Origin of the sequence: Mycobacterium sp. pV006 (assembly GCF_041287115.1) — a bacterium.
GTDB lineage: Bacteria > Actinomycetota > Actinomycetes > Mycobacteriales > Mycobacteriaceae > Mycobacterium.
In genome coordinates this window covers 208,885-228,900 of record NZ_JBGGKT010000003.1, presented here as the reverse complement: position 1 = coordinate 228,900, position 20,016 = coordinate 208,885, and the positions used below count along the sequence as shown (strand labels likewise).

Here is a 20,016-nt window from a genome sequence, read left to right as displayed (position 1 = left end):
GCGGTGCGTCTCGTCTTCGCCGGCACGCCGGAACCGGCCCTGCCGTCCCTGCGCCGGCTGATCGACTCTCCCCGCCACGAGGTCCTCGCCGTGCTCACCCGTCCCGATGCTCCGGTCGGGCGCCGCGGCCGGATGACCCCGTCGCCGGTGGCGCAACTGGCAACCGAGTACGGCATCCCGGTCCTGCGACCGCGCCGACCCAACTCGGCGGAGTTCGTGGCCGAGCTGACCGAGATCGGTCCGGACTGCTGCCCGGTCGTCGCGTTCGGGGCACTGTTGCGCGACGAACTGCTGGCGGTACCCCGACACGGTTGGGTGAACCTGCATTTCTCGGTCCTTCCGGCGTGGCGCGGCGCTGCGCCCGTGCAGGCCGCGCTGGCCGCCGGCGACACGGTGACCGGGGCCACGACGTTCCAGATCGAACGCGATCTGGACTCGGGACCGGTGTACGGCGTGGTCACCGAGACCATCCGCCCCACCGACACCGCCGGTGATCTGCTCGACCGGTTGTCGGTCTCCGGCGCCGAACTGCTCGAGGCCACCCTCGACGGGGTCGAGGCCGGCACGCTGACCGCGGTGCCCCAACCCGCCGAGGGAGTCAGCGTCGCCCCCAAGATCAGCGTCGAGGACGCGCGGATCCGGTGGGATCTCCCCGCCCACGTCATCGAACGGCGCATCCGGTCGGTGACCCCCAACCCGGGGGCGTGGACGATGATCGGCGATCTGCGCGTCAAGGTCGGCCCCGTCGCGATGCTGTCCGGGGACACTGCCGACGGCCTTGCGCCCGGCCAGATTTCGGTCGGGAAGAAGTCGGTTCGGGTGGGCACCGGTTCGGTTGCCGTGGAGCTGTCGACCGTGCAACCGCCGGGCAAGAAGGAGATGAAGGCCGCCGACTGGGCGCGCGGTGCCCGGCTCGAGGACATCGGGTGGGCGCAGTGACGGGGCCGGGCCGGCGCCGCCCGCCCAAGCGCAGGCCGCTCGATCCGGCGCGCCGCGCAGCGTTCGACGTGCTGCGCGCGGTCACCGACAACGATGCCTACGCCAACCTCGCTCTGCCCGCCATCCTGCGCGAACGCGGGATCAGCGGCCGGGACGCAGCTTTCGCCACCGAACTGGCGTACGGCGCGTGCCGCAGCCGCGGCCTGCTCGACGCGGTGATCGCCGCGGCGGCCGGTCGGCCGGTGGAGCGCATCGACCCCGTGCTGCTCGATCTGCTGCGCCTGGGCGCCTACCAGCTGCTGCGCACGCGCGTCGAGGATCACGCCGCGGTGTCCACCACCGTGGAGCAGGCCGGCATCGAGTTCGACACGGCCAGAGCCGGATTCGTCAACGGGGTGCTGCGCACCATCGCCCGTCGCGACGAGGCGTCGTGGGTCGAGGAACTCGCGCCCGCGCGGGCCGCCGACCCCATCGGGCATCTCGCGTTCGTGCATGCGCATCCCCGCTGGATCGCCCAGGCGTTCGCCGACGCGCTCGGCGCGCGCGCCGACGAACTCGCCGCATTGCTGGCCAGTGACGACGCCCGCCCGATCGTGCACCTGGCGGCACGTCCGGGGGACCTCACGGCGCAGGAACTGGCCGAGCAGTCCGGCGGCACCGTCGGCGCCTACTCGCCGTATGCGGTCTACCTCGACGAAGGCGATCCCGGGCAGGTCGCGGCCCTGCGCGACGGCCGGGTGCTGGTGCAGGACGAAGGGAGCCAGCTGGTCGCGCAGGCGCTGGCGCTGGCACCGGTCGAGGGCCCCGACACCGGACGCTGGCTCGACTTGTGCTCCGGCCCCGGCGGCAAGACCGCGCTGCTGGCCGCGCTGGGCCGCGCCGCCGGCGCCACCGTCGACGCGGTGGAGCCTGCGCCGCGGCGCGCCGATCTCGTGGAGGAGAACACCGCCGGGTTGCCGGTCACCGTGCACCGCGTCGACGGCCGCGAATCCGGCCTGGCGCCCGGCTTCGACCGGGTGCTGGTCGACGCGCCCTGCACCGGGCTGGGGGCGCTGCGCCGCCGCCCCGAAGCGCGCTGGCGGCGGCAACCACGCGACGTCGCACCGCTGGCCAAGCTGCAGCGCGAACTCCTCGCCGCGGCCATCGACCTGACCCGCCCCGGCGGGGTGGTGCTCTACGCGACGTGTTCACCCCACCTGGCCGAGACCGCCGGCGTGGTCGCCGACGCGCTGCGCCGGCACCCGGTCACCGCGCTGGACACCCGCCCGCTGTTCGCCCCGGCCGACGACATCGGCGATTCGACGTCGGTGCAGCTGTGGCCGCACCGGCACGGCACCGACGCGATGTTCGCCGCGGCGTTGAGGGTGCACGCGCAGCGTTAGGCTCTGGGACATGGCTGCATCACACGCTTCGTCCGCGCCGTTGATCGCCCCGTCGATCCTGTCGGCGGACTTCGCCCGGCTAGCCGACGAGGTGGCCGCGGTCGAGGGCGCCGACTGGCTCCATGTCGACGTGATGGACAACCACTTCGTGCCCAATCTGACCCTCGGTCTGCCGGTCGTGGAGTCGCTGCTACAGGTCACCGACATCCCGATGGACTGCCACCTGATGATCGAGCGGCCCGACAAATGGGCCCCGCCGTACGCCGAGGCGGGGGCGCACAACGTCACCTTCCACGCCGAAGCCACCGACAACCCGATCGCCGTGGCCCGCGACATCCGCGCGGCCGGCGCGAAAGCCGGCCTGGCGATCAAGCCCGGCACCCCGATCGAGCCCTACCTGGAGATCCTGCGCGACTTCGACACGTTGCTGGTGATGTCGGTCGAACCGGGTTTCGGCGGCCAGAAGTTCATCGCCGAGGTGCTGCCCAAGGTCGGCACCGCGCGCCGCCTCGTCGATGCCGGTGAGCTGACGATTCTCATCGAGATCGACGGCGGCATCAACGCCGACACCATCGAGGCGGCCGCCGAAGCCGGGGTGGACTGCTTCGTCGCCGGTTCGGCCGTCTACAGCGCCGACGACCCGGCCGCCGCGGTGCGCTCGCTGCGCCAACAGGCCGCAGCGGCAGCCCCGCACCTGTCGCTGTGAACCTCGACGCGGCGATGGCCGCCGCGATCGAGCAGGGTGAGCGGGTCAAGGGCCGGACCTATCCGAATCCCCCTGTGGGAGCGGTCATCCTGGACCGCGACGGGCAGATCGCCGGTGTCGGTGCGACCGCACCGACCGGGGGGCCGCACGCCGAGGTGGTGGCGCTGCGCAGCGCCGGGGAGCGCGCGGCCGGCGGGACCGCGGTGGTCACGCTGGAACCGTGCAACCACACCGGTCGCACACCGCCCTGCGTCGAGGCACTCCTGGCCGCCGGCGTCTCCGCAGTCGCGTTCGCGGTCACCGATCCCAACCCGGTCGCCGCGGGAGGCGCCGCCCGTCTGGCCGCCGCCGGCGTGCGCGTCACCGCCGGGGTGTCGGCCGACACCGTGACGCGGGAATCCCTGCGGGAATGGCTGCACAAGCAGCGCACCGGATCTCCGCATGTGACTTGGAAATTCGCGATGAGCGTCGACGGTCGCAGCGCCGCGGCCGACGGCACCAGCCAGTGGATCACCGGCGAAGCTGCGCGCGCCGACGTCCACCGGCGCCGCGCGGCGGCGGACGCCATCGTGGTGGGAACGGGCACGGTGCTGACCGACGACCCGACGTTGACCGCACGGCTACCCGACGGCGGGCTCGCCGACCACCAGCCGCTGCGGGTGGTGGTGGGACATCGTGAAATACCCTCCGACGCAAGGGTTCTCAACGGCGACGCGCAGACCACGGTGCTCCGCACCCGCGACCCGCACGAGGTGCTGCGGGCACTGTCCGACCGCACCGACGTGCTGCTGGAGGGTGGGCCGACACTCGCGGGCGCGTTCGTACGCGCCGGTCTGGTCGACCGGATGCTCGCCTATGTCGCACCGATCCTGCTGGGCGGCCCGATCACCGCCGTCGACGACGTGGGGGTGTCGAGTATCACAGGCGCACATCGGTGGCAGTTCGACGCGATGGCGCAGGTGGGGCCCGACGTGATGCTCAGCCTCACACCCCGGCAGCGGCACAGCGACTAGACTCGGGCCCGGCGCCGAGTTCGTCTCGGCGGGAATATCGCGCTTTCACTGACGAGTTGCGCATGAGAGCACGAGAAAGGGACCCACCATGACTGCTGTGCAGAATTGGCTTCCCATCGACCTGGTCACACCCGCCATCGTCCGGAACGTCATCCGCGACGTGCTGCGTGACCTGCAGAAGATGACCCAGCGGGAGGCCGCACCGGCACCCGGATTTCAGGTGATGGCGCCCGGCGTCGAGCGCTGCTGAGGCCGCTGCGCCGGCTCCGGCTCGTCGGCGTGCTCGTCGCGCGCACTGATCAGCAACCCGAGCACCGCGCCCACCACGCACACGATCGCGGTGATCGAGAAGATCTCCGCGTACTGCAGGACGTAGGCCTCGCGCACCCGGTTGGCCTCGGCGGCCAGCCGCTCGGCCAGGCTGTTGCCGCCGGTACTGGGCGGCAGGGCGGCCAGATGCTGGTTGAACCGGTAGAGCCCCCACGCACTGAGCGCGGCGATGCCGATCAACATGCCGATCATCCGCGAGACCACCACCGCGGCCGAGGCGATGCCGTGCTGCGCCGACGGCACCACCCGCAGCGTCGCCGAGGTCAGCGGGCCGATCACCAGGCCCAGGCCGAAGCCGGCGATCGCGAGGTCGGTGTCCAGCGTCGGCAGGCTGATCACCCCGAGATCGTGGCGTGCGGCCAGCAGGTCGACCGGCCATTTCGAGATGAGCAGGTAGCCGCCCGCGGCGATCAGCAGTCCGGCGAACGCGATGATGCGGTCGCCGACGCGGGTGGCCAGCCAGCCGCCGATCAGCGCGCCGATCGGCAGCGCGATCAGGAATCGCAGCAGCAGGAACGCGGCCTCGTTCTGGTCCTGGCCGAGCACGCCCTGTCCGAACAGCTCGACGTTGACCAGCGTGACCATCAGCGCCGCGCCGGCCGCCAGCGACGCGCCCAGCGCGGCCAGGAACGGGCGGAAGCGCACACCCGCCGGGTCCAGCAGTCGTGTCCGGGCGAACTTCTCCCAGACGAAGAACGCGACCGTCGCCACCGCCGCGGCGATCAGCACCGGTGGACCCCAGCTGGGCAACACCTGCTTGCCGTCGGGCGCCGGGTTGTACAGGCCGATCACGGCCAGCCCGAGCGCCACGGCCAGCAGGAGCCCGCCGACCACGTCCACCTTCTGCCGATCCTCGCTCTCCAGCCGGTTCGGCAGGCTGAAGTGGATCATCACCATCGCGATGGCGGCCAGCGGCACGTTGACCCAGAACACCGACTGCCAGTGGCCGAACAGCCACACCAGCGTGATGCCGTACACCGGACCGAGCACACTGCCGAGCTCCTGGGCGGCCCCGACCCCGCCGAGGACCGCGGCACGGTTACGTGCCGCCCACAGATCCGCGGCCAGCGCCAGCGTCACCGGAAGCAACGCCCCGCTGGCCGTGCCCTGGATGATGCGGCCCAGAACCAGGATGGTCAGGTCCGTCGACAGCGCGGTCACCACCGAACCCACCGCGAACCCGGCGAGGCTGACCTGGATGAGCATCTTGCGGCCGAAGCGGTCGGACGCGCGGCCCAGCAGCGGCATCGCGGCGATGTAACCCAACAGGTAGCCGGTGATGATCGGGGTGACGCGCTGGATCTGATTGATGCCGATACCGACGTCGCGCATGATGTCGGTCATGATCGTCACCACGACATAGGTGTCCAGCGCCCCGAGGACCACCGCGAGGCTGCCCGCGCTGATCGCGACGCGCCGGTTGGTCGACGCGAGGAGCGGAGGCGAAACGCTCATCAGGCCGCGGGCTTGTCGATCGTCACGGGCTGGCCCCACTTGGTGAGCGTCATGGTCACGCTGTTGCCGGGGCTGGGCTCCAGGCGCGCCTGCATCAGTTCGTGCTCGCCCTCCTCGGCGACCCACGCGGTGCCCGGCACCGGGCCGGTCGCGGCGATCTGCGGCGCGATCTTGTTGACCGCGTCGGCGCTGACGTTGCCGGTGATCCGGACGGTGCCGACACCGTCGATGGTCTCCCGGCCGTCGGACTGGGCGTCGGAGAAGTTGGCCAGCACGTTGGCCAGGCCCGCATCGGGGTCCAGGATCGCGGCGACGTCGTAGACGTCGGCGGCCGGACCGAAGTTCGACAGACTGCCGCCCGAGGTCAGCGCCGCGTAGAGATCACCGTCGGACACCACGAAATCCACGCCCTCGAGGCGCTGGCCCATGAACACGATGTCGGCGGTGCCCTTGGCGGCGACGCTGGGAGCCTGCGTCAGATCCCCCTCGAGGGACTCGACGGGCAGGTCGGCGAGTTGCCCCTGGACCGACAGGGACAGATGCGCGCTGGTCTGGCCCCTGGTGGTCTGGCTCGACTCGCTCAGCAGCGTCGCGGCATCGGGCAGGTCCGCGCCCGACTCCTCGGAAGAGGAACTCGAGCAGCCTGCGACAACGAGAAGGGCGGCGGTCAGGGCGGCGAAGAGCGCCAACAGGCGGGTCTGCATTCCTGCATCGTAGAGGGTGCGTGCTGATGGTCGTGCTCGCCGAACACGCGCGGCCTCTAGGCTGGGCCCGTGTTCACCGGAATCGTCGAAGAGTTGGGCGAGGTCGTCGGCAAGGAGGCGCTCGGCGATTCCGCGCGCCTGGTGATCCGGGGGCCGGTGGTGACTTCCGATGCCGGCCACGGTGATTCGATCGCGGTCAACGGCGTCTGCCTGACCGTCGTCGACGTCCTGGCCGACGGCGCGTTCACCGCCGATGTGATGAACGAGACACTGAGCCGCTCCAGCCTGCGCGGCATCGACGTCGGCGCGCGCGTCAACCTCGAACGCGCAGCGGCGCTCAACAGCCGCCTCGGCGGGCACATCGTGCAGGGCCACGTCGACGACACCGGTCACATCATCAGCCGCACCCCCTCAGAGCACTGGACCGTGGTGCGCATCGCGTTGCCGACGGCCCTTGCGCGGTATGTGGTGCAGAAAGGGTCGATCACCGTCGACGGCGTGTCGCTGACCGTTTCGGGCCTGGGCCACGACTGGTTCGAGGTGTCGCTGATCCCGACCACCCTGGAGATGACGACCCTGGGTCACGCCGAGGTCGGCGCGGACGTCAACCTCGAGGTCGATGTGATCGCCAAATACGTCGAGCGGCTGCTCGGGGCGCAGCAGGACCGTCCGGGCCACTGACGCCTCCGGGTCGCGCAGGGTAGCCATTGCGCGGTCCCAAGAGCTCTGTTAGACAGCGGAAACGAAGTCAGGGGGTCTGCAGCAGGAGGTTCGCCATCGGTACCGCGCGTGAGCACGTCGGCCACACGTTGGCGCTCAGCCGCAGCATCGGCGCCCCCTCGGCAGTGAAGTTGACGGCGCGGCGCCTGCTCGGACGGCGCCGGCCGGTGACCGTGGCGTGCGGACCGCACCGTCTGTGGGTGCGGCCCACCGACAGTGACTCCTACGTCCTGGCCCAGATCTTCAGCGCCGGCGAGTACTCGGCGCCGCCGTTCTGGATGACCCGCCTCAACGCGGTCGCCGCCGAACTCCGGGCCGCCGGACGGGTGCCGTTGATCGTCGACGCGGGCGCCAACGTCGGGTACTCGGCGCTGTTCCTGGCCGAGAACTTCCCCGACGCGACGGTGATCGCCGTGGAACCCGACCGCGACTGTGTCGAACTTCTCACACGCAACTGCGAAGTGAATCCGCGCATCCGCCCGGTGCACGCTGCGCTGTGGAGCCACGACCGCGGCGTCGACCTCCTCGATTGCGGACACGGGTCCTGGGCCAACCGGGTGGCCGACGGCGGCATCACCCCGTCGATGACTCTCGAGCAGCTCATCGCGGAGGTTCCCGACGCTGCGCCGTTGATCGTCAAGCTGGACATCGAAGGCGCCGAAACCGAGGTGTGCGCAGCCTCTCCGGAGGCCATCGCGTCGTTCACCTGCATCATGATCGAGCCGCACGACTGGATGCTGCCGGGTGCGGGCGGCCTGTCTCCGCTGTATCAGGCGGTGGCCGGCAAACGGATGGACACCCTCATCTGCGACGAGACCATGATGCTGTTCGATTGCACCGCGTTGGCCGCGGTGGCGTCCCACTGAGCGCTGCCGGGCAATAACCGGGCCGCCGGCGTGGTTCATACTGACAGCAGCACTCCACAACGGAATGCACCGAGGTTCCGCGCGGAACCGGTCGAAGGTGGTGAGGATGACCAGGCTGGATTCGGTCGAACGTGCGGTGGCCGACATCGCCGCAGGTAAGGCCGTGGTCGTCATCGACGACGAGGATCGGGAGAACGAGGGCGACCTGATCTTCGCCGCCGAGAAAGCCACTCCCGAGCTCGTCGCGTTCATGGTCCGCTACACGTCGGGATACCTGTGCGTGCCGCTCGACGGCGAGATCTGCGACCGGCTCGGCCTGTTGCCGATGTACGCGGTCAACCAGGACAAGCACGGCACCGCCTACACCGTTACGGTCGACGCGAAAATCGGTGTCGGGACCGGGATCTCGGCATCGGACCGGGCCACCACGATGCGGCTGCTCGCGGACCCGAACGCGGTGGCCGACGACTTCACCAAACCCGGCCACGTGGTGCCGTTGCGCGCCAAGGACGGCGGTGTGCTGCGCCGCCCCGGCCACACCGAGGCCGCCGTGGACCTGGCCCGGATGGCCGGGCTGCAACCGGCCGGAGCCATCTGCGAGATCGTCAGCCAGAAGGACGAGGGCGCGATGGCCCAGACCGACGAGCTGCGGATCTTCGCCGACGAACACGACCTGGCGCTGATCTCCATCGCCGATCTCATCGAGTGGCGGCGCAAGCACGAGAAGCACATCGAACGCGTCGCCGAGGCGCGGATCCCGACCCGGCACGGTGACTTCCGCGCGGTCGGCTACACCAGCATCTACGACGAGGTGGAACACGTCGCCCTGGTCAAGGGCGACATCGCCGGACCGGACAGCGACGGCCACGACGTGCTGGTGCGGGTGCACTCCGAATGCCTGACCGGTGACGTGTTCGGATCGCGGCGCTGCGACTGCGGGCCCCAGCTCGATGCTGCGCTGGCGATGGTGGCCCGGGAGGGACGCGGGGTGGTGCTCTACATGCGCGGTCACGAAGGGCGCGGCATCGGTCTGATGCACAAGCTGCAGGCCTACCAGCTGCAGGACGCCGGTGACGACACCGTTGACGCCAACCTCAAGCTCGGTCTGCCCGCCGACGCCCGCGACTACGGCATCGGCGCGCAGATCCTCAACGATCTCGGGGTGCGTTCCATGCGGCTGCTGACCAACAACCCCGCCAAACGCGTCGGGCTGGACGGCTACGGGCTGCACATCATCGAACGTGTACCGCTGCCGGTGCGTGCCAACGCCGAGAACATCCGCTACCTGATGACCAAGCGCGACCGCATGGGGCACGACCTGACCGGCCTCGACGACTTCGACGAAGCGGTTCCCGGCGAGTTCGGGGGAGCGGTATGAGCCCGGCCGCCGGAGTCCCGGACCTGCCGGACCTCGACGCTTCCGACGTCAAACTCGGCATCGTCGCCAGCACCTGGCACGAGACCATCTGCGACGCGCTGCTCGACGGTGCGCGCCGGGCCGCCGCGGACGCCGGCGTGACCGAGCCGACGGTGGTGCGCGTGTTGGGCGCCATCGAGATCCCGGTCGTGGCACAGGCATTGGCGGCCGGCCACGACGCCGTGGTGGCGCTCGGTGTGGTCATCCGCGGTGAGACCCCGCACTTCGACTACGTCTGCGACGCGGTCACCCAGGGGCTGACCCGGGTGTCGCTGGACGCCTCGACCCCCGTGGCCAACGGTGTGCTGACCACCGACACCGAGGCCCAGGCGCTGGCCCGCGCGGGGCTGCCCGACTCGACCGAGGACAAGGGCGCCCAGGCCGCCGCGGCCGCCCTGTCCACCGCACTCACGTTGCGGAACCTGCGGGCGGGCACGTGACCGATCAGCAGTGGGACACCGAGGTCAAGCCGGTTCTCACGCCGCGGTTCGCCTACGGCGCGGCCGTGATCATCGCGGCCGCGCACATCATCGTCGGGGCGCTGCTGAAGAAGTCGTCGACAGGGGTGATCTTCACCACCGCCGACCAGATCGCGATCGGCGCGCTGGGCGTGGTCATCGCGATCTTCGTGTGCCTGTTCGGGCGGCCGCGGTTGCGCATCGGCCCGCGCGGGGTCGCGGTACGAAATCTGTTCGGCTACCGCGTCGTTCCGTGGGACGAGGTGCGCGACATCTCGTTCCATCCCGGGGCGCGGTGGGCGCGGCTGGACCTGCCCGACGACGAGTACATCCCGGTGATGGCGATCCAGGCCGTCGACAAGGCACGCGCGGTCGACGCGATGGACCGGGTACGCGCGCTGGTGCAGCGCTACCGGGTCACGGGGGACCGCCCATGACGGCGCCGCAGTAACCTGGGTCCGTGCCCGATCCATCGACGTACCGACCGGCCCCAGGGTCGATCCCCGTCGAACCGGGCGTCTACCGCTTCCTCGACCCGCACGGCCGGGTCATCTACGTCGGCAAGGCCAAGAGCCTGCGCAGCCGACTGAACTCCTACTTCGCCGACATCTCGGGGCTGGCGCCGCGGACCCGCCAGATGGTGACCACCGCCGCGGCGGTCGAGTGGACCGTCGTCACCACCGAAGTCGAGGCGCTGCAACTCGAATACAACTGGATCAAGGAGTTCGATCCGCGGTTCAACATCCGCTACCGCGACGACAAGTCCTACCCCGTGTTGGCGGTCACGCTCAACGAGGAGTATCCGCGACTGAAGGTCTACCGGGGACCGCGGCGCAAAGGGGTGCGCTACTTCGGCCCCTACTCCCACGCCTGGGCCATCCGCGAGACGCTGGACCTGTTGACCCGGGTGTTCCCGGCGCGCACCTGCTCCAACGGAGTGTTCAAGCGGCACAGCCAGATCGGGCGGCCGTGCCTGCTCGGCTACATCGACAAGTGCTCGGCACCGTGTGTGGGGCGCGTCTCGGCCGAGGAACACCGCCAGATCGTGCTGGATTTCTGCGATTTCCTCGCCGGCAAGACCGATCGGCTGATCCGCGAGATGGAACAGCAGATGAACGCCGCGGCCGCCGAGCTGGACTTCGAGCGCGCGGCCCGGTTGCGCGACAACATCGGCGCGATGCGCCGCGCGCTGGAGAAACAGGCCGTGGTGTTCGGCGACGGCACCGACGCCGACGTGGTGGCCTTCGCCGACGACGATCTCGAGGCCGCCGTGCAGGTGTTCCACGTGCGCGGCGGCCGGGTCCGCGGGCAGCGCGGCTGGATCATCGAAAAGTCCGGCGAACCAGGCGAATCGACGCAGGAATATCTCGTCGAGCAGTTCCTCACGCAGTTCTACGGTGATCAGGCCGCGCTCGGCGGGGCCAGCGACGGCGGCGGCGACGAAACCACCAACCCGGTGCCCAGGCAGGTGCTGGTGCCGGTGCTGCCCGACACCGCCGGCGAGCTGGAGACCTGGCTGTGCCAACTGCGCGGGTCGCGGGTGTCGCTGCGGGTGGCCCAGCGCGGGGACAAACGCGCGCTGGCCGAGACCGTCAAACGCAACGCCGAGCAGGCGCTGGCCCGGCACAAGCTGAAACGGGCGGGTGACTTCACCGCCAGAAGTGCTGCGCTGCAGAGCATTCAGGAGGCGCTCGGGTTGCAGGACGCCCCGCTGCGCATCGAGTGCGTCGACATCAGCCACGTGCAGGGCACCGACGTGGTGGCCTCGCTGGTGGTCTTCGAGGACGGATTGCCGCGCAAGTCCGACTACCGGCACTACGCGATCCGGGAAGCCGCGGGCGACGGTCGGTCCGACGACGTGGCCTCCATCGCCGAGGTGACGCGCCGGCGCTTCTACCGGCACCTGCGTGATCAGGCCGAGGGCGGCCGCGCCGACGAGGAGCGACCCAAGCGGTTCGCCTACCCACCGAACCTGTTCGTCGTCGACGGCGGGGCCCCACAGGTCAACGCGGCTGCGGCGGTGCTCGAGGACCTCGGCGTCACCGACGTCGCGGTGATCGGTCTGGCCAAGCGCCTCGAAGAGGTGTGGGTGCCTGCCGAGCCCGACCCCGTCATCCTGCCGCGCAACAGCGACGGCCTCTATCTGCTGCAGCGCATCCGCGACGAGGCGCACCGCTTCGCGGTCAGCTACCACCGCAGCAAGCGCTCCAAACGCATGACGGCCTCGGCGCTGGACTCGGTGCGCGGGCTCGGTGAGCATCGGCGCAAAGCGCTGGTCACGCACTTCGGCTCGCTGGCCAAACTCAGGGCGGCCAGCATCGAGGAGATCACCACCGTGCCCGGAATCGGGGAGGCGACCGCCCGGGCGGTCCTGGAGGCATTGGGCAGCTCATCGGATTCCGACGCGCCCGTACCGGCGATCGGCAATGATCAGAGCAGGGTATCGGGATGACAGAGCAGGGCATGCACAAAGACTTGCGCGGGGGGACCGGCACTGCCGGCAGCGAGAAGGATGTCGAGACAGGTGACAGCGGTATCGACGTGGTGTTGGTCACCGGGTTGTCGGGGGCCGGTCGCGGCACCGCGGCCAAGGTGCTCGAAGACCTCGGCTGGTACGTCGCCGACAACCTGCCGCCGGAACTGATCACCCGGATGGTGGAGTTCGGTCTGGCCGCCGGGTCACGCATCACGCAGCTCGCGGTCGTGATGGACGTGCGGTCGCGGGGCTTCACCGGCGACCTCGACTTCGTCCGCAGCGAACTGGCGACCCGCAACATCGCTCCGCGGGTGTTGTTCCTGGAGGCGTCCGACGACATCCTGGTACGCCGCTACGAGCAGAACCGCCGCAGTCATCCGCTGCAGGGCAACCAGACGCTCGCCGAGGGCATCGCCGCCGAGCGCGCCCTGCTGGCGCCGGTGCGCGCGTCGGCGGACCTGGTGATCGACACCTCCGGGCTGTCGGTGCACGGGCTGCGGGAGAGCATCGAGCTGGCGTTCGCCGGACCGGCCGCCGCCCACACCAGCGTCACCGTCGAGTCGTTCGGCTACAAATACGGCCTGCCCATGGACGCCGACACGGTGATGGACGTCCGGTTCCTGCCCAACCCGCACTGGGTCGACAGCCTGCGCCGGCACTCCGGGCAGCACCCCGATGTACGCGACTACGTCCTCGGTCAACCCGGCGCCGTCGAATTCCTCGACTCCTACCATCAGCTGTTGGATGTCGTGATCGACGGGTACCGGCGGGAGGGCAAGCGCTACATGACTGTCGCGATCGGATGCACCGGTGGGAAACACCGCAGCGTCGCGATGGCCGAGGCGCTCGCCGAGCGACTGGCCGACACCGACCTGACGGTGCGGGTGCTGCACCGGGATCTGGGCCGCGAATGAGTGTGCGCATCGTCGCCCTCGGCGGTGGCCACGGTCTCTATGCGACCTTGTCGGCCGCCCGGCGACTGACCCCGCACGTCACCGCGGTGGTCACCGTCGCCGACGACGGTGGTTCGTCGGGCCGGCTGCGCAGCGAGCTCGACGTGGTGCCACCCGGTGATCTGCGAATGGCGTTGGCGGCGTTGGCTTCCGACAGCCCGCACGGCCGGTTGTGGGCGACGATCATCCAGCACCGGTTCGGTGGCAGCGGTGCGCTGGCCGGGCACCCGATCGGGAACCTGATGCTCGCCGGTCTCAGCGAGGTGCTGGCCGATCCGGTTGCCGCGCTCGACGAACTGGGACGCATCCTGGGCGTCAAGGGTCGGGTGCTGCCGATGTGCCCGGTGGGACTGGGTATCGAGGCCGACGTGGTCGGGTTGGAATCCGACCCGCGGGTCAGCCGCGCGATCCGCGGCCAGGTCGCGATCGCCACCACCGTCGGAAAGGTGCGCCGGGTGCGGCTGCTGCCGGGCGACCCACCGGCGACGCGGCAGGCCGTCGATGCGATCCTCCACGCCGATCTGGTGGTGCTGGGTCCGGGCTCCTGGTTCACCAGCGTCATCCCGCACGTGCTGGTGCCCGAACTGGCCGCGGCGCTGAAGGAGACCACGGCGCGACGGGCGCTGGTGCTCAATCTCGTGGCCGAGCCGGGGGAGACGGCCGGGTTCTCCGTGGAGCGGCACATCCACGTCCTGTCCCAGCACGCCCCCGACGACTTCACGATCGGCGATATCATCGTCGACTCGGCGCGGGTCCCCGGTGAACGTGAGCGCGAACAGTTGCGCCGCACCGCCACGATTCTGGGCGCTCACGTCGAGTTTGCTGACGTGTCACGACCTGGTACACCTTTACATGACCCGGCGAAGTTGGCCGCGGCATTGGAGGGGGTGCTCCAAAAAGGTGCGGAACCCGCCGGCACGGTTGCCGAGCCGACCGTGTCCACCCGGACAGCGAACGGACCGAGAGGTGACGACCCGTGGCGATGACAGCCGAGGTCAAAGACGAACTCAGCCGCTTGGTGGTCAATTCGGTCAGCGCCCGCCGCGCCGAGGTGGCCTCGCTGCTGCGCTTCGCGGGCGGGTTGCACATCGTGTCGGGTCGCGTGGTGGTGGAGGCGGAGGTCGACCTGGGCATCATCGCCCGGCGCCTGCGCAAGGACATCTACGACCTGTACGGGTACAACGCCGTGGTGCACGTGCTCTCGGCCAGCGGCATCCGCAAGAACACCCGGTACGTGGTGCGCGTCGCCAAGGACGGTGAGGCGCTGGCGCGCCAGACCGGACTGCTGGACCTGCGCGGCCGCCCGGTGCGGGGCCTGCCGGCCCAGGTGGTCGGCGGCAGCGTGGCCGACGCCGAAGCCGCCTGGCGCGGAGCATTTTTGGCGCATGGATCGTTGACCGAGCCCGGTCGTTCCTCGGCGCTGGAGGTCAGCTGCCCCGGACCGGAGGCCGCGCTGGCGCTCGTCGGCGCCGCGCGACGACTCGGGGTCAGCGCGAAGGCCCGCGAGGTGCGCGGCAGCGACCGGGTGGTGGTGCGCGACGGAGAGGCGATCGGCGCGCTGCTCACCCGGATGGGCGCCCAGGACACCCGGCTGACGTGGGAGGAGCGGCGCATGCGCCGCGAGGTCCGCGCCACCGCCAACCGGCTGGCCAACTTCGACGACGCGAACCTGCGTCGGTCCGCGCGTGCTGCTGTCGCCGCGGCCGCCCGGGTGGAACGTGCGCTGGAGATCCTCGGCGACAGCGTCCCCGATCACCTGGCCGCCGCAGGTCACCTGCGGGTCGCGCACCGTCAGGCCTCGCTGGAGGAACTCGGCCGGCTCGCCGACCCACCGATGACCAAAGACGCTGTGGCAGGCCGGATCCGACGACTGCTGTCGATGGCCGACCGCAAGGCCAAACAGGACGGCATCCCCGACACCGAGTCGGCGGTCACCCCGGACCTGCTCGAAGACGCCTGAGATCCGGCGCGACGGAAAACCGCCTACGTTGGTGACATGACGACGTTGCGTGTCGGGGTGGCGCCGCCCTATCCGCCGTTCAACGCGATGCCCGGCGGTGGCGGGCTCGACATCGACGTGATGACGGCGCTGGCCGGTGTGCTGGGCGACGCGGTCGAGTTCGTGTCCTACGACGGCGCGGAATTCGACGGGATCTTCGACCGGCTCGCCGCGGGGGACGTCGACTGCGTGATCTCCGGTGTCAGCGTCACGCCCGACCGGCAACGCCGCGCCGCGTTCCTGCCGCCCTACCTGATCTGCGGGCAGGCGCTGGCCGTCGACACCGTCCGCCTGCCCGAGGTGCGCTCGGTCGACGACCTGGCCGGCCGGACCGTCGCCGCGCAGCGCGGCAGTACCAGCGAGACCCTCGCCCGCAGCCTGGTCGCCGACGGCAAGGCCGCGCACCTGAGGCTTTACGACCACGGGGCGGTGGCCACCGCGGTCGCCGACCTGGTCGCCGGCGGCTGCGACGCGCTGATCAAGCTGGGCCCCGCGCTGACCGAACTCGTGCGCGACGTCCCCGACGTCGACGTCGTCGCGCAGGGTCTGTCGGTGGAGCACATCGCGATCGCCGTGAACACGTCCGACCAGCAGCTTCTCGCACGTCTGCAGGTCGCGCAGGCCGAACTCGAAGAGGACGGAACGCTGCAGCGCATCCGCCGCACCTGGCTGGGCAACCCGTACGTCGATCAGAGTGTGGGGATGCTCTGACCTCGACGCGGGGCGACCGCACACGGCGCCGGCGGCACCACTAGGCTGGCTTCCCGAGTAGTCGTCGGCGCAGTTCGATGAGCACGAAGCACTTCAACGACAGAGCACAGAGGAGAGACACGTGACGATCCGGGTAGGCGTAAACGGTTTCGGCCGTATCGGACGCAACTTCTTCCGCGCGCTGGACGCGCAGAAGGCCGAAGGCAAGAACACCGACATCGAGATCGTGGCCGTCAACGACCTCACCGACAACGCCACGCTGGCCCACCTGCTGAAGTTCGACTCGATCCTGGGCCGGCTGCCCTACGAGGTGAGCCTCGAGGGCGAGGACACCATCGTCGTCGGCGACCGCAAGATCAAGGCGCTCGCGGTCAAGGAGGGCCCGTCGGCGCTGCCGTGGGGTGACCTCGGTGTCGACGTGGTCGTCGAGTCCACCGGCATCTTCACCAAGCGGGAGAAGGCCCAGGGCCACCTCGACGCCGGCGCCAAGAAGGTCATCATCTCCGCGCCCGCCAGCGACGAGGACATCACCATCGTGCTGGGCGTCAACGACGACAAGTACGACGGCAGCCAGAACATCATCTCCAACGCGTCGTGCACCACGAACTGCCTCGGCCCGCTGGCCAAGGTGCTCAACGACGAGTTCGGCATCGTCAAGGGCCTGATGACCACCATCCACGCCTACACCCAGGACCAGAACCTGCAGGACGGCCCGCACAGCGACCTGCGTCGCGCCCGCGCCGCCGCGCTGAACATCGTCCCGACCTCCACCGGTGCCGCCAAGGCCATCGGGCTGGTGCTGCCCGAGCTGAAGGGCAAGCTCGACGGCTACGCGCTGCGCGTGCCGATCCCCACCGGCTCGGTCACCGACCTGACCGCCGAGCTGTCCAAGTCGGCCACCGTCGACGAGATCAACGCCGCGATGAAGGCCGCCGCCGAGGGACCGCTGAAGGGCATCCTGAAGTACTACGACGCCCCGATCGTGTCGGCCGACATCGTCACCGACCCGCACAGCTCGCTGTACGACGCGGGCCTGACCAAGGTCATCGACAACCAGGCCAAGGTCGTGTCCTGGTACGACAACGAGTGGGGCTACAGCAACCGCCTCGCCGACCTGATCGCGCTGGTCGGGAAGTCGCTGTAGCCGACGATGGCCATCAAGTCGCTCTCTGACCTACTGGCCGAGGGAGTCTCGGGTCGGGGCGTGTTGGTGCGCTCCGACTTGAACGTCCCCCTCGACGACGACCGTCGCATCAGCGACCCGGGCCGCATCATCGCGTCGGTACCCACGCTCAAGGCGCTGTCCGACGCCGGGGCCAAGGTCGTCGTCACCGCGCACCTGGGCCGTCCCAAGGGCGAGCCCGACCCCAAGTACTCGCTGGCCCCGGTGGCCGCGGCGCTGGGGGAGCGGCTCGGCCGGCACGTGCAGCTCGCCGGCGATGTCGTGGGCAGCGACGCGCTGGCGCGGTCGGAAGGCCTCACCGACGGTGACGTGCTGCTGCTGGAGAACGTGCGTTTCGACGCCCGTGAGACCAGCAAGGACGACGCCGAGCGGCTCGCCTTCGCCAAGGCACTGGTCGAACTCGTCGGTGACGACGGGGCGTTCGTCTCGGACGGCTTCGGGGTGGTGCACCGCAAGCAGGCGTCGGTGTACGACGTGGCCACCCTGCTGCCGCCCTACGCGGGCACGCTGGTGGACACCGAGGTCAAGGTGCTCGCGCAGCTGACCAGCTCCACCGAGCGGCCCTACGCCGTGGTGCTGGGCGGCTCCAAGGTCTCGGACAAGCTGGCGGTCATCGAGAACCTCGCCACCAAGGCCGACAGCCTGATCATCGGCGGCGGCATGTGCTTCACCTTCCTTGCCGCACAAGGGTGTTCGGTCGGCAGCTCGCTGCTCGAGGAGAGCATGGTCGACACCTGCCGCAAACTCCTCGACACCTACGGCGACGTGCTGCACCTGCCGGTGGACATCGTGGTGGCGGAGAAGTTCGCCGCCGACTCGCCGCCGGAAACCGTTGCCGCCGACAAGATCCCGGACGACAAGATGGGCCTGGACATCGGGCCGGAGTCGGTCCGCCGGTTCACCGCGCTGCTGTCGAACGCCAAGACGGTGTTCTGGAACGGCCCGATGGGCGTGTTCGAGTTCCCGGCGTTCGCCGACGGGACCAGAGGTGTGGCGGAGGCCATCATCGGCGCCACCGGCCGCGGCGCGTTCAGCGTCGTCGGCGGCGGGGACTCCGCGGCCGCGGTGCGTCAACTCGGGTTGGCCGAGGACGGTTTCTCGCATATCTCCACCGGCGGCGGCGCTTCGCTGGAGTATCTGGAAGGCAAGACGCTGCCCGGTATTGACGTCCTCGAGAACTGAAAGGTACCCCCGCGATGACCCGAAAGCCGCTGATCGCCGGCAACTGGAAGATGAACCTCAACCACTTCGAGGCGATCGCGCTGGTGCAGAAGATCGCATTCTCGTTGCCGGACAAGTACTTCGACAAAGTCGACGTGACCGTCATCCCGCCGTTCACCGACCTGCGCAGCGTGCAGACCCTCGTCGACGGCGACAAGCTGCGGCTGACCTACGGGGCTCAGGACGTCTCGCAGCACGACTCCGGCGCCTACACCGGTGAGATCAGCGGCGCGTTCCTGGCCAAGCTCGGCTGCACCTTCGCCATTGTCGGGCACTCCGAGCGGCGCACCTACCACGGTGAGGACGACGCGCTGGTGGCCGCGAAAGCCAAGGCCGCGCTCAAACACGGGTTGACGCCCATCGTGTGCATCGGTGAGCAGCTGGAGGTCCGCGAGGCCGGCAAGCACGTCGAGTTCAACACCGAATCGCTGCGAGGCTCGCTGGCCGGCCTGACGGCCGAGCAGATCGGCCAGGTCGTCATCGCCTACGAACCCGTTTGGGCGATCGGCACCGGCCGCGTCGCCAGCGCGTCCGACGCCCAGGAGGTGTGCGGCGCCATCCGCGCCGAACTGGGCAGCCTGGCCGGCCCCGATGTGGCGGCGGGCGTGCGTGTTCTCTACGGCGGTTCGGTCAACGCCAAGAACGTCGGGGAGATCGTCGGGCAGACCGACGTCGACGGCGCACTGGTCGGCGGAGCGTCGCTGGACGGCGAGCAGTTCGCCACCCTGTCGGCCATCGCCGCCGGCGGCCCGCTGCCCTGAGCGTCCACCCCCGGCGTGTAATCTGGCGGCCATGCAATTGGCCCTGCAGATAACCCTGGTCGTGACCAGTGTTCTGGTCGTCCTCCTGGTCCTGCTGCATCGCGCCAAGGGTGGCGGTCTGTCCAGCCTGTTCGGCGGCGGCGTGCAGTCCAGCCTGTCGGGCTCGACCGTGGTCGAGAAGAACCTCGACCGCCTCACGCTGTTCGTCACCGGCATCTGGCTGGTGTCGATCGTCGGCATGGCCCTGCTGATCAAGTACAACTAGGGCCGGTTCCACACCTAGCCGGGAGCCAGCACCATAGGTGGAGGTCCACCGGGAATCCCGGCAGGGGGCGGCGGTGCCACCGGAAGTCCTACGATCGGGCGCTGCGGTACGGGCCTGATCCCCGGCGCTGTGGCGGCCCCCTGAGCCGGCGGCGCATAGCAGTTCGGTGATCCGTCGGGTTGCGTGTCGTCGGCGTCGGCGGTCGGTACTCCTCCTGACTCGACGCAACACAGGTCCGCGTTGCGGACCGTCTTACTCATACAGTCGTCGTAAGCCCCGATGTCCCACACTCCGTCATCGGGTGCGGCGATCGCAGCTGCCGGGGCCAGCAACCCCAGCGCGGCGCTGACGACGACCGCACGTGCGAGTGTCGCGGTGTCCATTTCATGCTCCTCACACGAGGTGATGTCGATCACCTCATGGTCCGCCTCCGTGCGCGTCGACACCAGACCCCGAG

At 70.0% G+C, this 20,016-nt stretch carries 22 protein-coding genes; 19 read left to right on the top strand and 3 right to left on the bottom strand.

Annotated elements, in window-relative coordinates; all coding sequences use genetic code 11:
• Nucleotides 1–3 precede the first annotated feature (3 nt).
• From fmt to ACAG25_RS07070, 5 genes are all read left to right on the top strand, one after another.
• Complete coding sequence (fmt, locus tag ACAG25_RS07090) at nucleotides 4–939, top strand: methionyl-tRNA formyltransferase (RefSeq protein WP_370487617.1); 936 nt, start codon at nucleotides 4–6, stop codon at nucleotides 937–939.
• Nucleotides 936–2,321, top strand: a complete 1,386-nt coding sequence (locus ACAG25_RS07085; protein WP_370487770.1) for an RsmB/NOP family class I SAM-dependent RNA methyltransferase — start codon at nucleotides 936–938, stop codon at nucleotides 2,319–2,321. The genes fmt and ACAG25_RS07085 overlap by 4 nt, the downstream gene beginning before the upstream one ends.
• 10 nt (nucleotides 2,322–2,331) lie before the next feature.
• A complete protein-coding gene (rpe, locus tag ACAG25_RS07080; protein WP_370487616.1) occupies nucleotides 2,332–3,027 on the top strand; it encodes a ribulose-phosphate 3-epimerase in 696 nt (231 codons plus the stop codon).
• Nucleotides 3,024–4,040, top strand: coding sequence for a bifunctional diaminohydroxyphosphoribosylaminopyrimidine deaminase/5-amino-6-(5-phosphoribosylamino)uracil reductase RibD (gene ribD, locus ACAG25_RS07075; protein WP_370487615.1), 1,017 nt, complete (start codon nucleotides 3,024–3,026; stop codon nucleotides 4,038–4,040). Before rpe ends, ribD begins: the two co-directional genes overlap by 4 nt.
• A gap of 88 nt (nucleotides 4,041–4,128) precedes the next feature.
• On the top strand, nucleotides 4,129–4,290 hold the full coding sequence (locus ACAG25_RS07070) for a hypothetical protein (protein ID WP_370487614.1): 162 nt from the start codon (nucleotides 4,129–4,131) through the stop codon (nucleotides 4,288–4,290).
• Here the strand turns inward: ACAG25_RS07070 and ACAG25_RS07065 are convergent.
• Nucleotides 4,257–5,825, bottom strand: coding sequence for an MFS transporter (locus tag ACAG25_RS07065; RefSeq protein ID WP_370487613.1), 1,569 nt, complete (start codon nucleotides 5,823–5,825; stop codon nucleotides 4,257–4,259). The genes ACAG25_RS07070 and ACAG25_RS07065 overlap by 34 nt on opposite strands.
• A complete protein-coding gene (locus ACAG25_RS07060; protein ID WP_370487611.1) occupies nucleotides 5,825–6,529 on the bottom strand; it encodes an LppX_LprAFG lipoprotein in 705 nt (234 codons plus the stop codon). Before ACAG25_RS07060 ends, ACAG25_RS07065 begins: the two co-directional genes overlap by 1 nt.
• A gap of 69 nt (nucleotides 6,530–6,598) precedes the next feature.
• On the opposite strand from ACAG25_RS07060, the gene ACAG25_RS07055 reads away from it, so the two are divergent.
• The 14 genes from ACAG25_RS07055 to secG all read left to right on the top strand — a co-directional run bounded on the left by ACAG25_RS07055 (nucleotide 6,599) and on the right by secG (nucleotide 19,559).
• Nucleotides 6,599–7,210, top strand: coding sequence for a riboflavin synthase (locus ACAG25_RS07055; protein ID WP_370487610.1), 612 nt, complete (start codon nucleotides 6,599–6,601; stop codon nucleotides 7,208–7,210).
• A gap of 170 nt (nucleotides 7,211–7,380) precedes the next feature.
• Nucleotides 7,381–8,115 carry an FkbM family methyltransferase gene (locus ACAG25_RS07050; protein WP_370487609.1) on the top strand — a complete coding sequence of 245 codons (735 nt, stop codon included), beginning with the start codon at nucleotides 7,381–7,383 and terminating at the stop codon, nucleotides 8,113–8,115.
• A gap of 106 nt (nucleotides 8,116–8,221) precedes the next feature.
• Nucleotides 8,222–9,493: a bifunctional 3,4-dihydroxy-2-butanone-4-phosphate synthase/GTP cyclohydrolase II gene (locus tag ACAG25_RS07045; RefSeq protein ID WP_370487608.1), complete on the top strand. Its 1,272-nt coding sequence runs from the start codon at nucleotides 8,222–8,224 to the stop codon at nucleotides 9,491–9,493.
• Nucleotides 9,490–9,972, top strand: coding sequence for a 6,7-dimethyl-8-ribityllumazine synthase (gene ribH / locus ACAG25_RS07040; RefSeq protein WP_370487606.1), 483 nt, complete (start codon nucleotides 9,490–9,492; stop codon nucleotides 9,970–9,972). The genes ACAG25_RS07045 and ribH overlap by 4 nt, the downstream gene beginning before the upstream one ends.
• Nucleotides 9,969–10,427 (top strand): PH domain-containing protein, encoded by a 459-nt coding sequence (locus ACAG25_RS07035; RefSeq protein ID WP_370487605.1) that lies wholly within the window; start codon nucleotides 9,969–9,971, stop codon nucleotides 10,425–10,427. The genes ribH and ACAG25_RS07035 overlap by 4 nt, the downstream gene beginning before the upstream one ends.
• Before the next feature lie 23 nt (nucleotides 10,428–10,450).
• Nucleotides 10,451–12,442 (top strand): excinuclease ABC subunit UvrC, encoded by a 1,992-nt coding sequence (gene uvrC, locus ACAG25_RS07030; protein ID WP_370487604.1) that lies wholly within the window; start codon nucleotides 10,451–10,453, stop codon nucleotides 12,440–12,442.
• Nucleotides 12,439–13,380, top strand: coding sequence for an RNase adapter RapZ (gene rapZ / locus ACAG25_RS07025; RefSeq protein ID WP_370487603.1), 942 nt, complete (start codon nucleotides 12,439–12,441; stop codon nucleotides 13,378–13,380). Before uvrC ends, rapZ begins: the two co-directional genes overlap by 4 nt.
• Complete coding sequence (yvcK, locus tag ACAG25_RS07020; RefSeq protein ID WP_370487602.1) at nucleotides 13,377–14,405, top strand: uridine diphosphate-N-acetylglucosamine-binding protein YvcK; 1,029 nt, start codon at nucleotides 13,377–13,379, stop codon at nucleotides 14,403–14,405. Before rapZ ends, yvcK begins: the two co-directional genes overlap by 4 nt.
• Nucleotides 14,402–15,379, top strand: a complete 978-nt coding sequence (gene whiA / locus ACAG25_RS07015) for a DNA-binding protein WhiA (protein ID WP_370487769.1) — start codon at nucleotides 14,402–14,404, stop codon at nucleotides 15,377–15,379. Before yvcK ends, whiA begins: the two co-directional genes overlap by 4 nt.
• A gap of 36 nt (nucleotides 15,380–15,415) precedes the next feature.
• Nucleotides 15,416–16,129 (top strand): ABC transporter substrate-binding protein, encoded by a 714-nt coding sequence (locus ACAG25_RS07010; protein WP_370487601.1) that lies wholly within the window; start codon nucleotides 15,416–15,418, stop codon nucleotides 16,127–16,129.
• A 121-nt stretch (nucleotides 16,130–16,250) separates the two neighbouring features.
• Complete coding sequence (gene gap / locus ACAG25_RS07005) at nucleotides 16,251–17,273, top strand: type I glyceraldehyde-3-phosphate dehydrogenase (protein WP_370487600.1); 1,023 nt, start codon at nucleotides 16,251–16,253, stop codon at nucleotides 17,271–17,273.
• Nucleotides 17,274–17,279: 6 nt separating this feature from the next.
• Entirely contained in the window at nucleotides 17,280–18,494 is a 1,215-nt protein-coding gene (gene pgk, locus ACAG25_RS07000; protein WP_370487599.1) for a phosphoglycerate kinase, read from the top strand.
• Nucleotides 18,495–18,508: 14 nt separating this feature from the next.
• Nucleotides 18,509–19,294, top strand: a complete 786-nt coding sequence (gene tpiA, locus ACAG25_RS06995; RefSeq protein WP_370487598.1) for a triose-phosphate isomerase — start codon at nucleotides 18,509–18,511, stop codon at nucleotides 19,292–19,294.
• Between the two features lie 31 nt (nucleotides 19,295–19,325).
• Nucleotides 19,326–19,559 carry a preprotein translocase subunit SecG gene (secG, locus tag ACAG25_RS06990; protein WP_370487597.1) on the top strand — a complete coding sequence of 78 codons (234 nt, stop codon included), beginning with the start codon at nucleotides 19,326–19,328 and terminating at the stop codon, nucleotides 19,557–19,559.
• Nucleotides 19,560–19,573: 14 nt separating this feature from the next.
• Here secG and ACAG25_RS06985 read toward each other — a convergent pair whose 3' ends face one another.
• Entirely contained in the window at nucleotides 19,574–19,942 is a 369-nt protein-coding gene (locus ACAG25_RS06985) for a hypothetical protein (RefSeq protein WP_370487596.1), read from the bottom strand.
• Nucleotides 19,943–20,016 lie beyond the last annotated feature (74 nt).

What these genes read in the sequence shown, in the direction of transcription:
- ACAG25_RS07045 (WP_370487608.1), top strand. Translation starts at nt 8,222, where the DNA reads ATGACCAGGCTGGATTCGGTCGAACGTGCGGTGGCCGACATCGCCGCA.
- tpiA (WP_370487598.1), top strand. Translation starts at nt 18,509, where the DNA reads ATGACCCGAAAGCCGCTGATCGCCGGCAACTGGAAGATGAACCTCAAC.
- pgk (WP_370487599.1), top strand. Translation starts at nt 17,280, where the DNA reads ATGGCCATCAAGTCGCTCTCTGACCTACTGGCCGAGGGAGTCTCGGGT.
- rapZ (WP_370487603.1), top strand. Translation starts at nt 12,439, where the DNA reads ATGACAGAGCAGGGCATGCACAAAGACTTGCGCGGGGGGACCGGCACT.
- ACAG25_RS07070 (WP_370487614.1), top strand. Translation starts at nt 4,129, where the DNA reads ATGACTGCTGTGCAGAATTGGCTTCCCATCGACCTGGTCACACCCGCC.
- ACAG25_RS07060 (WP_370487611.1), bottom strand. Translation starts at nt 6,529, where the DNA reads ATGCAGACCCGCCTGTTGGCGCTCTTCGCCGCCCTGACCGCCGCCCTT.
- ACAG25_RS06985 (WP_370487596.1), bottom strand. Translation starts at nt 19,942, where the DNA reads ATGGACACCGCGACACTCGCACGTGCGGTCGTCGTCAGCGCCGCGCTG.
- secG (WP_370487597.1), top strand. Translation starts at nt 19,326, where the DNA reads ATGCAATTGGCCCTGCAGATAACCCTGGTCGTGACCAGTGTTCTGGTC.
- ribH (WP_370487606.1), top strand. Translation starts at nt 9,490, where the DNA reads ATGAGCCCGGCCGCCGGAGTCCCGGACCTGCCGGACCTCGACGCTTCC.
- yvcK (WP_370487602.1), top strand. Translation starts at nt 13,377, where the DNA reads ATGAGTGTGCGCATCGTCGCCCTCGGCGGTGGCCACGGTCTCTATGCG.
- ACAG25_RS07010 (WP_370487601.1), top strand. Translation starts at nt 15,416, where the DNA reads ATGACGACGTTGCGTGTCGGGGTGGCGCCGCCCTATCCGCCGTTCAAC.
- ACAG25_RS07065 (WP_370487613.1), bottom strand. Translation starts at nt 5,825, where the DNA reads ATGAGCGTTTCGCCTCCGCTCCTCGCGTCGACCAACCGGCGCGTCGCG.
- rpe (WP_370487616.1), top strand. Translation starts at nt 2,332, where the DNA reads ATGGCTGCATCACACGCTTCGTCCGCGCCGTTGATCGCCCCGTCGATC.
- whiA (WP_370487769.1), top strand. Translation starts at nt 14,402, where the DNA reads ATGACAGCCGAGGTCAAAGACGAACTCAGCCGCTTGGTGGTCAATTCG.